Annotated in this window: 11 protein-coding genes, 6 tRNA genes and 1 rRNA gene; 3 read left to right on the forward strand and 15 right to left on the reverse strand. The window is 52.1% G+C overall.

Translation table 11 applies throughout. The annotated features are described in order from the left end of the window. Positions 1 to 387: 387 nt before the first annotated feature. The gene (locus H9X86_RS10355) at positions 388 to 1,539 is read left to right on the forward strand and encodes a tyrosine-type recombinase/integrase (RefSeq protein WP_204901452.1); all 1,152 of its coding nucleotides are present in this window, start codon (positions 388 to 390) and stop codon (positions 1,537 to 1,539) included. A 393-nt stretch (positions 1,540 to 1,932) separates the two neighbouring features. On the opposite strand, the gene H9X86_RS10360 is transcribed toward H9X86_RS10355, so the two are convergent. The 8 genes from H9X86_RS10360 to H9X86_RS10395 form a co-directional block, all read right to left on the reverse strand. After that, a complete protein-coding gene (locus H9X86_RS10360) occupies positions 1,933 to 2,238 on the reverse strand; it encodes a hypothetical protein (RefSeq protein ID WP_204901453.1) in 306 nt (101 codons plus the stop codon). Positions 2,239 to 2,370: 132 nt separating this feature from the next. Next, positions 2,371 to 3,525 carry a head maturation protease, ClpP-related gene (locus H9X86_RS10365; protein WP_204901454.1) on the reverse strand — a complete coding sequence of 385 codons (1,155 nt, stop codon included), beginning with the start codon at positions 3,523 to 3,525 and terminating at the stop codon, positions 2,371 to 2,373. 279 nt (positions 3,526 to 3,804) lie between these two features. Next, a complete protein-coding gene (locus H9X86_RS10370; protein WP_204901455.1) occupies positions 3,805 to 7,428 on the reverse strand; it encodes a phage tail tape measure protein in 3,624 nt (1,207 codons plus the stop codon). Between the two features lie 692 nt (positions 7,429 to 8,120). Continuing rightward, positions 8,121 to 8,282 carry a hypothetical protein gene (locus H9X86_RS10375; RefSeq protein WP_204901456.1) on the reverse strand — a complete coding sequence of 54 codons (162 nt, stop codon included), beginning with the start codon at positions 8,280 to 8,282 and terminating at the stop codon, positions 8,121 to 8,123. A gap of 33 nt (positions 8,283 to 8,315) precedes the next feature. Beyond that, positions 8,316 to 8,894: a hypothetical protein gene (locus tag H9X86_RS10380; RefSeq protein WP_204901457.1), complete on the reverse strand. Its 579-nt coding sequence runs from the start codon at positions 8,892 to 8,894 to the stop codon at positions 8,316 to 8,318. 248 nt (positions 8,895 to 9,142) lie between these two features. Next, positions 9,143 to 9,979, reverse strand: a complete 837-nt coding sequence (locus tag H9X86_RS10385; RefSeq protein WP_204901458.1) for an ATP-binding protein — start codon at positions 9,977 to 9,979, stop codon at positions 9,143 to 9,145. A 14-nt stretch (positions 9,980 to 9,993) separates the two neighbouring features. Beyond that, complete coding sequence (locus H9X86_RS10390) at positions 9,994 to 10,659, reverse strand: DUF6291 domain-containing protein (protein WP_204901459.1); 666 nt, start codon at positions 10,657 to 10,659, stop codon at positions 9,994 to 9,996. A gap of 348 nt (positions 10,660 to 11,007) precedes the next feature. Beyond that, positions 11,008 to 11,205: a helix-turn-helix domain-containing protein gene (locus tag H9X86_RS10395; protein ID WP_204901460.1), complete on the reverse strand. Its 198-nt coding sequence runs from the start codon at positions 11,203 to 11,205 to the stop codon at positions 11,008 to 11,010. 131 nt (positions 11,206 to 11,336) lie between these two features. Between H9X86_RS10395 and H9X86_RS10400 the strand changes: the two genes are divergently transcribed. Then, the gene (locus H9X86_RS10400; protein ID WP_204901461.1) at positions 11,337 to 12,011 is read left to right on the forward strand and encodes a helix-turn-helix domain-containing protein; all 675 of its coding nucleotides are present in this window, start codon (positions 11,337 to 11,339) and stop codon (positions 12,009 to 12,011) included. 40 nt (positions 12,012 to 12,051) lie between these two features. Next, a complete protein-coding gene (locus tag H9X86_RS10405; RefSeq protein WP_204901462.1) occupies positions 12,052 to 13,248 on the forward strand; it encodes a tyrosine-type recombinase/integrase in 1,197 nt (398 codons plus the stop codon). Between the two features lie 148 nt (positions 13,249 to 13,396). Here H9X86_RS10405 and H9X86_RS10410 read toward each other — a convergent pair. From H9X86_RS10410 to H9X86_RS10440, 7 genes are all read right to left on the reverse strand, one after another. Continuing rightward, a tRNA-Thr gene (locus tag H9X86_RS10410) sits at positions 13,397 to 13,472 on the reverse strand. 3 nt (positions 13,473 to 13,475) lie between these two features. Then, positions 13,476 to 13,552, reverse strand: a tRNA-Asp gene (locus tag H9X86_RS10415). 42 nt (positions 13,553 to 13,594) lie between these two features. Next, positions 13,595 to 13,670, reverse strand: a tRNA-Trp gene (locus tag H9X86_RS10420). Positions 13,671 to 13,673: 3 nt separating this feature from the next. Then, positions 13,674 to 13,750 (reverse strand) — tRNA-Ile (locus H9X86_RS10425). 63 nt (positions 13,751 to 13,813) lie between these two features. Continuing rightward, a tRNA-Asn gene (locus H9X86_RS10430) sits at positions 13,814 to 13,889 on the reverse strand. A 35-nt stretch (positions 13,890 to 13,924) separates the two neighbouring features. Continuing rightward, positions 13,925 to 14,040: ribosomal RNA gene (gene rrf / locus H9X86_RS10435) — 5S ribosomal RNA — on the reverse strand. A 129-nt stretch (positions 14,041 to 14,169) separates the two neighbouring features. Beyond that, a tRNA-Lys gene (locus H9X86_RS10440) sits at positions 14,170 to 14,245 on the reverse strand. Between the last annotated feature and the right edge of the window lie 218 nt (positions 14,246 to 14,463).

Here is a 14,463-nt window from a genome sequence, read left to right on the forward strand (position 1 = left end):
GGAAATGAGGGATATGTAGCTTGCGACGACGAGAAGCAGGAGAAAGGAGAGGGGTCGCAAGCGCCCCCTCTCCGGCCACAAATGCCCGCAGTGCGGGCATTTTTACAGGGGTCAAACAGGGCATTGTAAACAGCAAAATACTCCCCCAAGGCTGGCGTGATTCCCCGTATCCTTAGGGCCGCAACAAATTTACAGGGGTTGTGACTGCTCGCGTGGCTCAGAATTTGCGTCGCCTAAACAAAGAAAGCACTTCCCAAAATAGCACAGTGTTAACAATGAAAACCCCTGACGTGGGAATTGATAACTTTCTTTTAACTCTGCTCGTGTCTCCTGGATATTCTCTCCCCTCTGTGCTATGTTGTGTCACTGAATAGGAGGTGACCCCAAATGGCAAAGAAACGAGCCAACGGCGAAGGAAATATTCGAAAGCGAAAGGATGGCCGGTGGGAAGGCCGGTACACCGCCGGGTACGATGCCAAGACTGGCAAGCGGATCATCAAGAATGTACTGGGCAAGACCCAGGCCCAAGTAAAAGAGAAACTCCAGGCGGCTATAGCAGAGTGTCAGGGGCTGGATGTAAGCCGCAGTGAGGAATACACCGTGACAACCTGGCTGCGCACCTGGTACGAGCTGTATGCCAAGCCCAATGTGCGCGCCGCCACCGCCAATCGGTATGAACTGATGATTGAACGCTACACCATCCCCAGAATTGGAAGCATCAAACTGAAGAAGCTGACCACCCGCCACCTGCAAAAGCTCTATAAGGAGCTGCTGGACAGCGGCAGAATCCATGTAGGGAGCAACCAGCCCCAGGGATTGAGCACTACCACCGTCCACAGCGTCCACCTCATGCTCCATGCAGCCCTGGAACGGGCGGTAAAGGAGCGGCTGATTCCCAGAAACCCAACGGAGGACTGCGTGCCTCCCAAGCCCAGGAAGGTGGAGATGCAGATTCTCCCGGCCCAGGACATGCACGCCTACTTGGAGGCAGCCAAAGCCCGGGACCTGCTCCCCATGTTCTATCTGGAATTGGTCAGCGGCCTGCGGAAGGGTGAACTGGTAGCCCTGCGGTGGGACGACCTGGACATCCAGAGCAACACCATCTCGGTGAGCAAGCAGTATGTCCGAAATCCAGACGGCTCTCTGGAATTAACTCGCCCCAAAACGGAAAACTCCGTCCGCCTGGTGTCCATCCCACAGGCGGCGGTGGATTTGCTGATCCAGGAGCACGAGAAACACCCCCACAGCCCCTATCTGTTTCCCTCCCCCATCACCGGAGACATGTACCACCCGGATTCGGTGGTAAACCTCCACAAGAAAATTCTAAAGGATGCCGGGCTCCCCCACATCCGCTTCCATGACCTCCGACATACCTTCGCCACCACCGCCCTGCAAAACGGCGTGGATGTAAAAACTGTGTCCTCCATGCTGGGCCACTACGACGCCGGATTCACCCTCCGCACCTACACCCACGCCACCAGGCAAAAGCAGGACGAGGCAGCAGCCACCATGGGCAGCTTTATGGCACAAGTGATGTAAGATAGCGAGAAAAAGCGCACCGGGCAGAACATCCTCTCCGGTGCGCTTTTATCCTTTCAGAGCCTTTCCCCGTGTGGGTCAGCGTGTGGGTCAAGGGATTAGCCACTACGCTGAACCACACCCAAAAACAATTTATAACAATGACCTTAATTACCTAAGTTTGGAGAATAGACTTACTCATGGCGTCGGAAATGTTGTTTCTCTTTCACTCAGCAACTTAGTTGAGTCTCTGGCGTTCCTCCACCAAAGCGCCCTACCAATAGACTTAATAGGAGCGTAGTAGATAGTGTGCCATACGCTAGTAAGTAGCTACATCCCGCTCTCAGATTATCTTTCTCTGGAAAGTCCTAGGCAAATTGCAACAGCGCAAACAGACTTTTCTCAATACACCTGCTATTTGAGGTCTGTCTTTGGGCTGTTAAACAGCATTGCCGCCTCTGTAAAACCATGCCTTTTCCCCATGCCATATATCTGCTTCAACCGTGTCGCAAGAGTTTCCGCTGAACAATCTACATTGGCGCATAAGGCATCTTTTTCCCCGATTAAATATGCCAATATAACCATACGCTCCAGGCCAATCACCGAATAGTCCTTCAGGAATACTCTTAGCCTTAATTGCGCATCTCTTACCTCACCTGGTGTCAACATGGAAATCAGCTCTTGGATTTCCAATGTGCCGAATACATATCCGTTTTCCATATCGCACTCCCGATACAATTTTAGTTGCTTGTAAACATTTCTCTAGTTCACATTCTGTGCCAGATGGATCCCCCAGCCCGGGCGGCATCGAACTCTATGCCCCACGCTCTTACCGTGAGATACTCCACCATATTATTTCTTTCCCTCTTTCAGGGCTTTAGCATCCGCCCGGCCCTTGGCCATACGCTGCTCGGGAGTAAGACCCCCACCAGCAGGCTCTCCGCTGGCACTTGCTGCGCCGACATCCTGTGCACCGGAGTCCTCGGTGTCACTCATCATGGAGGCCAGGTAGCTCTTGCCGGTCTTGGCCGCCTTCTGTGCGGCGCGGTACGCCATCTCCTGCGCGGTGCAGGCGTCGGGACCATACTTGGCCGCCTGGATGGTTTCGGCGTCGAACTGGGATTCCAGGGCATCGATGTCCTGGAGGCGCTTTCTCTCCCTCTGAACTGCATCATCCTCCGCAATTCGGGTGGCTGCCTGTCGGACCGTTGCTGGGATAGCCGCAGAATATACCTGCCCCATGGCAGAAATGGTCGCCTTCGTCTCTTGGTTAACCGTTGGAATATTGTCCGGTGCAAACATACCCGAGGCAAGGTGGAGCGCGCGCCCGTGGACAAACAGGCAGCGCCCGTCTGCGCTAGCCGAGATCCCCAGAGGCTCTGCATCCTCCAGAAGCTCGTCGGCAAAGCCCTTCTCCATCGCCTCACCGCCCGTCATGTAGGTGGTGTCGGACATCATGTGAGAGAGGACTGTGTCGCTCATGCCGGTCTTGCGCTTGTAGATGGAGATCTGGGCCTTGTCCCAGGTGTCATTCCTGGCGGCCAGCTCCCGCATTTCATCGGCGTTGTATCCTCCAAAGATGAATGTCCAACACTTGTGAATCATCACCAGGCTGGAAGGATTGACTTTCACAGTGTCGCAGGCGCACATGATCAGGGAGCCGCCGGACATGGCCACGCCATCCACGATGCAGGTGAGCGTTGCCCCGGCCCTCGCCAGCTCCCGGAGCCGGTTATGGATGGTGATGGACACTCCGGCGTCACCGCCGTAGCTGTTCATGCGGATGGTGATTTCCTTGCAGGAAGCAATCTGCTCCAGGTCCTCCATAAAGTCGGACAGAAGCACGAATTCCCCCTCCACAGGATTTCCGAACCAGTCGGTGGGACGTTGCTCATAGATGTCTCCATACATGGTGATCTCTGCACTCTGGCCGTCGGTCGTCGCCATGGCATAGACCGGCCGGCGAATATCCACCGCCGCTGGCCGCGTTTTCTTCGGATCCTTCATTCGTTTCCTCCTTCTCCTTCGCTGGCCTTTTGGTCGATGGGGACGGTAATGTGTCCGCCGCCGGCCTCGGCCAGCCTCTTGTTTTCGATTGCCAGCTACTGGATGTTGCTCTCTCAGTCGCCACCTCCCATTTCCAGGGTGACCTGCTCGTGGGTCTTGAAGCCGTATTCGGTCAGGATAACTGCGGCGTTTGCCTCCTTCAGCGGGTCAAGCTGTCCCTGAACCGGCCCGATCCACCGTGTACCTCACCGGGCAGCACACAATACCGAAGAACTGATGTCACGAGTAGCTTACGCGTAGTGCATCTACCCGATCTTCTTCGATTACACTCCGGATCAAAGACACCAAATCATCGTTGTGCGCCTCGAGATCGGATATGATGTCAGTGGCATTTGTCCCCGAAACATTATAGATAATATTGAACGTGTGCGCAGCTCCTGTCGTTCCCCCAAATGCAGTTACCCCGCTTTCCGCCGAGATGGCTCCAATACCCCGGCTCAAGGACAAATATGCCATAAGCTGTGGGGCGAAAGCCATGGCCTCCACAGACATACTGTCCCGGAGCGCCGCAGTTTCCTCGGCCGTCATGATCTGCTCTCCACCGTTGAGCCACACCAGCTCCGGGCCGTGTTCGCCCACCAGAGCAAAGCCAGGATCAGCGTATTCTGTGCCACTTGCGTAAGCGGAATATCTCATATATCCGCTCTTCCCGCTTCCTCCCGTGATACCGAGAGCAGCTTGTGCGGCAGAAGCCAAGTTAGCATATGCAGCCTGGACCTGTGGCAACATCCCAGTAGCTCCAGAGATATACCCCTGGATAGTCGCCTTGGCACTCTCCGCAGCCTCCGTGCTGAGGTCCATCGCCTCAATGTCCTCTGCAAGATCGGCTTGCAGCTCGTCCATGGTGTTCGAGAAATCTGTCCTTAGGTCCGCCACGCTGCCGGCGACCTCCTCCTGTTCGGCCTGGAGATCCTGCCAGTTACTGACCATCGTAGCCAGCTCTTCGTCGCTGGCACTGGCCATGCCGGCGATTGCATTTACACTATCGGCTGAGCCATCAGCGAAAGATGCAATTACATCACTCAGCCCCTGGATATCTGCACTCCGATCTCTCAAGGACTGCAAATTTTCATTGTAGTCTTCCCAGTAGGAAATTTGGCTCTCCAGTGCGGAGTTGATGGTTCCAGCACTGGTTGCAACAACTTCTGCCGCCTCCTCCCATATTTGATACTGCCCCGACACGCTGTCCAGAGCTGTCTCATATGCCTCGGTATACGCTGTGGTCAGGCTGTTAACAGCATCCATAGTTGTAACTATGACAGACTGGAGTTCCTGCTCCTGATTTGCAGCTTCACCTGTTGCATCGGCACCAGCCTGGGTGGCATCGGTTAAATTGTTGATAGCCTCCTCAGCAAGCGCAATTTCTTCCTCAGCGGCGGAGGCCGCATCTTTTCCTTCCTCAATCGCCTGTTCATACGAGGCGACCGCGCTCTGTGCTGTAAACACCTCTTCGTTGAGTGATCCCAGAGCGTTTTCTAGGTCGTAATATTCCTGGGTCAGGTAAGCCGTTGTATCAGCAATGACACCGTTACCATCAGCCTGCTTTTGGGCTTCTCTGCTAGCCTCCTCCCACAATGCATTCATCCTGGACACAGCTTCTGTCTGTTTTTTTTCTGCTGCTTCTAACTCGTACTTTGCCTTTGTAAGCCCAATACTGTTTTCCTCAGCTTCAATCAGAACCTCAGAATACTGTTTATACAGAGCGGTTAGTTGTTCTTGATATGCCTGCTGTATGGCATTCTGCTTCCACGCCTCGGTATTCGCCCGGAGCGCAGCAGTCCCTCCGTTGATGGTGTCTGTCTCTAGGTCGATCTGTTCAGCCAAATCAGGAACAACCTGGCAGAGCAGAGCCAGGGTGTTGTGATACTCCCGGTGTTCTTCCTCGGTTCTGACGCCAGCCTCTTCCATGGCCTCAAGCTTGCTGATGTAAGAATCTGCAACTCCAGCAGCAGCCATGGTGGAGGACACCGTGTCATCATAGGTTGCGTTGGCCTCATCCATGGCCTCACGCATACCTTGGGCCGCTTGAGTCAGCTCGTCCACAGACGGAGCCGCATCATTTGCCGCAGCTGTGGCCAGCGCCACAACACCAGCGGTGACTGCAGCAACCGCAGCCGTGACTGCAAAAATCGGTCCGAGAGATACACTGGACACAGTGGCAAATGCTGTCGTTGCCACCTCTGCAAGCTTCATCGCAGCAGTATATGCTGTCAACGCTGCCACTACCGTTCCCATAACACCAGTAAAGGCAACAACAGCATTCACAAGGGCCGGATTTTGCTTGACGAATTGAGATACTGCATTTAACAGCTTTGTCCCTTCAGCATATGCCTTCTGAAGCGCTGGCGTATATGCATCACCAATCGCAACTTTCAGGTTCTTGTAGGCGTTCTGCATCATGGTCAGCTGGCTTTGAGCCGTGGCATACCGTTTAGATGCCTCAGTGGTAAGAGCAGTGTTCGCTTTCCACTCCTGGCTGGCCAGGCTCACAGCCCCGCCCAACTGCTCAGATGCAAGGGCCAGGCTTTTCAGCATATTTGCTTGCCGCACCCCGGTCAGGCCAAGGTCATCGAGGATCAGCACGGCACTCTCCCCCTGGGAATCCAGAGCTCCAAGACCAGCGATGAAAGATTGCAACGCACCCACTGCATCGTTCTCCCATGCAGTAGCAAATTCAGACGAGGACATCCCGGAGATGCGTGCAAATTCATACAGTGCATCTCCGCCCTTCACCACTGCCGTTTCAATGGCATTTAGCGTCTGTGTCATAGCCGTGCCACCAGCTTCAGCCTCAATACCGACACTGGACATTGCAGCGGCCAGAGCGAGGATTTCTGATTCGCTTAGTCCAGCCAGAGTGCCGGCAGAAGCAAGGCGTGTCGCCATTTCGGTAATCTCTTTCTCTGTGGTGGCGAAATTATTGCCAAGTCCTACGATCACAGACCCAAGTCGGCTGTAATTTTCAGCGGAAGTCCCGGTGATATTGGCAAACCTGGCCAATGCCGTCGCTGCTTCGTCGGCGCTCATATTGGTGGATGTCCCCATCATCACCATGACCTCGGTGAAGTCCAGCAGAGATTCCTTCGCGATGCCAAGCTGGCCTGCCGCCTCTGCCACAGCTGAAATCTCGTCTGTGGTTGCCGGGATTTCTGTGGACATCTCCTTGACGGAATCCGACATGGCAGAAAGCTCTTCTTCCGTGAGATCCGTGGTCTTGGCTACGCCGGTAATCGCCGACTCGAAGTCCATGGCCGCCTGGGAGCACTCAGCATAATACTGATAGATCTCCTTCAGGGCAGTAGCAATTCCGGCAGCAACAATAGCCTCATGGACGGCACCAAATGCCTGGGACGCTTTATTCCCAAAAGTCTGTGCCTGCTGAGTTGCCTCCTCCTGCTCTTTTTTCAGGGTGTCGATCCGGTTGGAGAGTTGGACAGAACTTTGGCCAAGGTCGTCCATATCGACCCCGGCCTCTCTCAGAGCATCCCCCATCTCGTCGAGTTTCTGGGTTTGCTTTCCCAGCGATGATGTAGTCTTGTCGATCTGCATTTGTTTGGCCAGCAGCTTATTCTTCAGGTCAGAAGAAGACTGTCCCGTCTCCTCAATCTCCTGCTGAATGTTCTCGTACTGCTGTTGCAACAGCTCCAGCCGCTTGCGTGTGGCTTCGACCGCAGACTGTTGTTTCTGATACGCTGTAATGTCAGACTGGGTCTTCGAGAGGGACTGTATTTCCTTCTGCATGGACGTAATCTCGTCCTGTGCAGCCTTAAACGTCTTGGTGTAGCTGCTCCCCAACTGCGCGTTCAGTTGGAATAGCATCTCATATTCCTTGCGACTTGCCATAATTCCTCCTCTCTATTCTATGGCTCTCCACCCGGCGCCTCGGCCGTTGCAAAACCAGGGGCCCGGTTTAAGAGAGAAAGGAAGGTCGGGCATTTACGCCCGGTGGAAAGCCATGGAATAAGAATGAATAATCAACCACAACAGTGGCCTATTTCCTGTGTCTACGCTATCAGCACTCTCATACACCTCCTCGTTATCATTCTTTCGGATTTACTTTCCGAGGCCGCCCCATGCGTGCAGGTCCATTGCGCGATATATACCGATAACACGCGGCCTTTACCCCAGCCTCCGTATTTCGTCCCCCGACAGCCGAAGCGACTTCTTTCCAGGTCATACCCCGGATAAACCGAAGGCGGAAAATTATCCTCGTCTGGCTATCCTGTATAGTGCTGATGTATGCGGCCACTGCCTCCTCTGAGCGGGCGACTGCAGCCTGACGCTGGGCCACAGTCGCCCGCATATCGGCTATCTCGGCCGCAAGACTGCCTGTTGGATCGCTGGCACCGGAGGCACGGGGCATACCATCCAGCCGTTGCGCCCATGGCCCAGCCGCTGCTTCCAGTGAAGTCAGCAGTTCCAGATCTTCGGCCAACTTCTGCAGCAGCTCCCAATGGGAATCCAGTTCCTGTTTCGTCATTGCCCCTAAGCCCCTTTCGTGGTAGAGTTGGATTACCACATCCCAAAAAGGGGAGCTAATTGCCGCTTCCAATGCCGAGCTTTTCCTTCAACCTCCGGGCATCTACTTTCCCGTGAGTCATCATGTAAGCCTCCGGATTTTCCATTACCTTTACCAACAACCCAGGATAAAGACGCAGCTCAGGGCATTTCTCCAGCAGTTCCTTTTCAGTCATCATCAGTACGTCACCTCCTCACCATTGCGGTAGCCCTTATTTCTGTTGGAAGTGCTCATACAACTTCTCGGAGTGATAAACTGTGCCACCCGCAAGGTTATAATAACTGTTGTCTTCTTTGAGCCGATTCCACAGTTCTTCCTGCTCTCCGGCGAATTCGAACACCATTTTCTTAATTTCTCTGAGCCGAAGGCTGTCTTCATTCAGCTCCCTCAGTTTTTCATCTGCCACCCGGAAAAGCTCTTCGTTCCCTGGCACATTCGCCCCCGACAGCAGGTCAATCTGCGTCACCACTGCCGCCTTCTGTGCCTCAATGTCCGCGATCTCTCTCTGGATCTTGTCCACTGTACTCGCATCCCCATTAACGGTGGCTGCAACCAGACCCGGTCTCATAGCTAAAATTTTTTCAGCCAACGTATCGTTCTCATGCGAGAGAGCCTCAACTCGCTGCTTGATTCTATCCTCGCGACGCTTAACATCGGCGAAGTACGCACTTTTGGCAGCTTGGGCTTCGGTTCTCAGTGCCTCATTCTCCTGTCTCATTTTCTCAAGGATGCTTTTTACTTCCTCTGCCCCATGTTCCTTGACCACGCCTAAAATTTCTTGGATATTCATGCTAATTTCTCCTCCAAATTCAGAATTCTGCAATTAACCCTGTCCTTTTCAGGAGGACTGATTATGCGTTTTTTGGGGTCGACGAGCCCTCAAAGAAGGGTGTACCCCGTCACAGTACCTTTTTACCGTTTTGTATACATCCCTACGCTTCTTAACTGCAGAAGCGTGGAAACCTAGGTAGTCGAGAAGCCAAGCCCAAAGTCACTCTTTATCGGCCTCTATCTAGGGAATTTTGATCTCTGTCCCACTCAGTCGAGAAGAATCCTCTGGGCAAGTTGCTTCTTTACCTTGGCATTCCCTCGCCTGCGACTTTCCCCCAAAAGCTTGAATCGTACAGGACACATGTCAAGCACACGATCATAAATTCGTGCGTACTGCATGGAGTTAGGGTGCTCTAGTTCCTCCAGCGTCATATTTGTCGTCACAATAACTGGAAGCCCTGAGCTGGCACGAGCATCAATGACGTTAAAGATCTGTTCAGCTGCGTAGGTGCTGTCCCGCTCCACACCTAGATCATCCAGAATGAGCAGCTTATATGTAGACAGTCGATCAAGGAGTTTCTGTCTTTCCGATGCACCTTGCAGCAGATTCAGTAGGCGTGGAAAGTTCGTTGCTGCCACCGAAATTTGTTTGTCCAGCAGGGCATTACCAATACAGGAAGCCAAAAAACTCTTGCCAGTACCTACTGTGCCATGGAATAAGATTCCGATGTTCTCCATTTGCATCTCTTTCCAATTCTCCACATACCGTCTGCAAGCATCAGATACTCTGGGATCTGCACGATCATCCTCAGCGAAACTATAGCGCAGACCATTGGGGGCAGAAATCCCGTCTTCCCATCGACGCTCCATGCTTTTTTTGAATTTCTCCTGATTAGCACGTTGCTGTTCTACTTCAGCCGCTTCTTGCTCACATTTGCAGGCAGAGCGAACCAGAGTCTCTTCTTTGGCGCCGGTAGCCGGGTTAAAATTAAGTCGGATCTGTTTGGGTGTGTTGCACTTGGAACAGTATAATAGCCCGTCTTTCCCAACGTAGTCTCCTGGGTTCCTCTTCGCCTGCATCAAACCTGTCAAATCTACATTCATTTCATATCCCTCCCTTAATGCGTAAAGAAATCTTCGCCGCTTACATAGTCAGAAGCAGTCTTGACATCATTTCTGGTTTTGCCCCTCTGTCCCCAACGCTCCCATTTTTCGGCTCTCCGGCATGCCGCTTTCCAGTCAACCATTTTGTTTTTGCCAACCATCCAGCCCTTGGCTGCGTAGAAGTCTATGAAACCCTGTGGGTCAACATTGCTTTTTCGCTCCTGGACATAGGCGGCTACTTCCTCTAATGTCGGAGGAACAAAGCTTTGTTGTTTCTTTTTTCCACAAGCGGGTGAGCTAACAAACTCCCTCTCCTTTTCCTTATCCCTCTCCTTTTCCTTATCCCTCTCCTTTTCCTTATCCCTCTCCTTCTCCTTTTCCTTCTCTTGGTTTTCTCTAGGTTCTGCTTGGGTTTTTGTCGGGTTTTCACTGGGTTTTGACTTGGGCGGTCGCCCTCCCTTTTTCCCGTTTTCAACCGATGCAGCATAGCGGCTGGATGAGCTGTCAATATTGGGCCTCAGCAGCACAAAGTAGCCGTTTAGAATTGGTGGCAAATCCACAGGCTCCACCCCTTGAAACGCATAGTCCATAATGGCATCATATAATGCCAACCTTTGGTCATCCGGGAGTGGTCGGATGGCCTCATAGTACGATGGCAACATCATAAATCCATACCCCATTCACCATCACCGCCTCCTGGCATTGTTAAGATCCGGCTGGATTACCGACCATACTGAAGCCAGGGTTCCTTGAAAAGTCGGTTTGAGGCACAGCGTCACTCCAAGTCTGCTTCCTTTCATGCATCTACCTCCAAGGGGTCACCCCAGCCTCGCCCCTGGACGCAGTGTCCACCCTCTGACCGCAGTTCATGGCATCATCACTGAGCTTCTGAAGCAGAGCTGGGACATCAATGTAGTAGGTCTGGCCGGATCGAACATGTGGAATCGACCCGTCCTTACACCCTTTCCTAAGGAAGTACTGACTTAAGCCGGTGGTTTTACAGGCTTCCGGGATCTTCTGAAATGGCGTCATAGTCTACACTCCTTTTCCAAAATCTCTTGGCCCAGCACTGCAGACAATTTTTTCGCAGTTTCCTTGCTGCAACTCTTTCCGTTCTTTACGGCTGTTACTGTACCCCTGGAAACACCCGCTCGCTCTGCCAGTTCGTTGCCGTTTAAATCATGCCTTACAAGGGCAACCACAAATTTCTCTCTATTAATTCTCATATTCTCACCTCACACACTCATAAGAGTTTGTTTTAGAGTACTACACTCATTAGCTTTTGTCAACCATTTTTGCAAACTTTTGCTTGTGTTTCTCTATTTGCTGTGCTATTGTAAATGCGGGGTGATTCATTGTGACAACAGGACAGCTTATAAAGGCCGCACGGAAAAAGGCCGGAATGACACAGAGTGATCTGGCTGAAAAACTTAATATTCCGTATCAAAGCATCGGCCAGTGGGAGCGAGATGTTCGTAAGCCCAAGCTGGAGACACTTAATCGTATAGCGGCCGCATTAGATATCCAAACTTCCCAGCTCTTGGAACCATCGAGGGACGTTCTTTCTCCCGATATTCGTCGTATTTTTCTCGAGCGCCTTTTTGGCGAGCTTGCACTCGCAAACTCCGACGATATGAACAATGCCTCTATCTCGTGCAAAACAATTGCTAATGGCGACGGACCTATCTCATTGAACAGGGCAAAGGAGATCGCCGAAAAACTAGGTGTCACTCTCGACTACTTGGTTGGATATACAGACCAACCTGATTGTCAGTGCATTTCTCTTGGAGCAATCGACCCCAAACTTGAGGATGACATTAGCGTTGCTGATGACGAATTGATCAGCACAGTCCATGAAATCTGTGGGATGGATAAGTACAAAATTGCAGAGGATCATGCAACCGGGGCGCTAGAAGATGTCTGGAATCCAGCAAAAATTGACCTTGTGCGCGAGTACATCAAAGACAGCCAGACCATTCTGAAAAAGATGATCAACGCAATGGAGTCTCCAGCCGGAACAGACGGCAAATAAAAAGCCCTGGAAATTCTCCAGGGGCAGGAGGTGTGCGCTCATGCCCTCGACACGAAAGCTGAAAACAAAAGACGGGCGGGTGTTCTATGAGATCTCCGTCAGCCGGGGTAGGAGCAAGTCCCGCCTAACGCGGCGCTGGTATCCTCCGGAGGGTTGGAGTCGAAAAGCTATTGAGCGGGAATTAGCTGCCGTGGCCGCCGAGTTTGAGCGTCAGAGCGACGCTGGCGAGGTGATTAGCCGTTCAGAGCAGAAAGATCGGGAGGCGCAGGTCGCAGCTGAAGCCGCCAAGATTCTTACTCTCCGGCAATACGGCGAACGTGTGTTCATGCCATCTAAAACTATTACCATGAGTGAGAATAGCCGAGCCAACTATCAGAGCTATTTGGACAAGAAGATCTACCCGGCCCTGGGTGATCTCAAGCTTCCAGAGATTACTCCAGCTCAAATTACTGCCCTTCTCCTGTCCATCCAAGCAGAAGGCAAGGCACACTCCACCGTCATCAAGGTCTATACGATTCTTCACAGCTTTTTCAAAATGGCCTACCAGGGAGATATGATCGACCGCAATCCTATGGACAAAGTAGAGCGGCCAAAGCCGCGTAAGGATGAAATAAAAACAAATGATTCAATGGCCTACACTCCTGCGGAAGTGCAAAAAATCTTTGCCAGCCTGGAAGAAGAGTCACTAAAGTGGCGCACCTTAGTGCATCTGCTAATAGATACCGGTATTCGCCGTGGTGAATGTTGCGCCCTTCAATGGAAAAACATTGACTTTAGTACCGGTACAATTGCTATTAGAGGGAATCTCTGCTACACACAGGCCAAGGGTATTTATCTCGACACACCAAAAAATAGCCACATCCGTACTGTGTATGCCGGAGAGCACACCTTGGGGCTGTTACGCCAGCTCCGAGTGGAACAGTCTCAAAAATGCATTAGTAGCTATGTCTTTACCCAAGAATCAAGCCCAGAACCAATGCACCCACAAAGTCCTACAAGATATCTGAAAAAGTTTTCAAAGCGGTATGGCATTCCAGATCTGCACCCTCACAAGCTTCGGCATACCTTCGCCAGTATCGCCATTATTAACGGGGCAGACATTGCTAGTGTATCGGAGGCACTAGGCCACAGCGACAAGGCTGTAACCCTTCGCATGTACACCCATGCAGACCAAGAGAGCATTAGTCAGGCCGCTCAAATCGTTCGAAGAGCAATAGAACAAGCCGGACAGGGATAATCCCCCATCCGGCTTGTTTTCTTGGCGGTGTCGGTTTTTGTGTTGGTTTTCCTGAAAATAGACAGTTCGTCAAAATATCAAATTCTAAAATAAAGTTAGTAGAAAAACATAAACCCGTCAAAACCGTTTGGTTTTGACGGGTCTTTGTTGGAGCTGCTAGGCAGATTCGAACTGCCGACCTCATCCTTACCAAGGATGCGCTCTACCGACTGAGCTATAGCAGCAAATGGCGACGCGGAAGGGACTTGAACCCTCGACCTCCGGCGTGACAGGCCGGCGTTCTAACCAACTGAACTACCGCGCCATCTGGGGGAATCTATTTGATCAGCTTCCGCTGTTATTTTTATGGCAGGGGCAGAAGGATTCGAACCCTCGGCACTCGGTTTTGGAGACCGATGCTCTACCAGCTGAGCTATACCCCTGTATGGTGGGCCTTCAGGGACTCGAACCCGGGACCGACCGGTTATGAGCCGGCTGCTCTAACCAACTGAGCTAAAGGCCCATGTCGTCGATCTGTTCTGTCTACATGAGCCGTCACAAACCTGTGACGGCTCATGTACAGAAATGGCTCCCCCTGTTGGACTCGAACCAACGACCCTGCGGTTAACAGCCGCATGCTCTACCAACTGAGCTAAGGAGGAATATTGAGAGGCTTGAGAAACTCAAACCTCTTTTGTGTCGGCACTACCTATCTTCCCAGGCCGTCGCCAGCCAAGTATTTTCGGCGCAAGTGAGCTTAACTGCCGTGTTCGGAATGGGAACGGGTGGACCCTCACTGCAATCAGCACCGACTGCCTTGTTGCAGACCGCAAAGCCTGCACTCAACATATGACATATTAGCAGATTTCTCCGCTACTGTCAAGTGTTTTTTACCCCATTTTTGTGGTTCCCACTTAGGTGTTACTCACACCTAAGTGGGAGTGGTACACCTTCAGGGACTCGAACCCTGGACACCCTGATTAAGAGTCAGGTGCTCTACCAACTGAGCTAAAGGTGCATGTCAGGGTTTTCCGCACCCTCAAAACTGAACAATGTGATCAAGCAAGCTGCCTGCATTTATTCTTGTTGTCACGTTTCATCTGTTCGCAACGCTCGCATTCCCTTCGTCTCGCTTTACAAACAGAAATTTTTCAATTTCTTGGTTTGCAAAGCTCGCTCCGGTCCATGCTCGCTGCTCACGACGATTCCACGCTTCTTTGTAGGTCAAGCCCTCGG

The sequence above is a fragment of the Pseudoflavonifractor capillosus genome (genome assembly GCF_016902575.1).
Lineage (GTDB): Bacteria > Bacillota > Clostridia > Oscillospirales > Oscillospiraceae > Enterenecus > Enterenecus capillosus_A.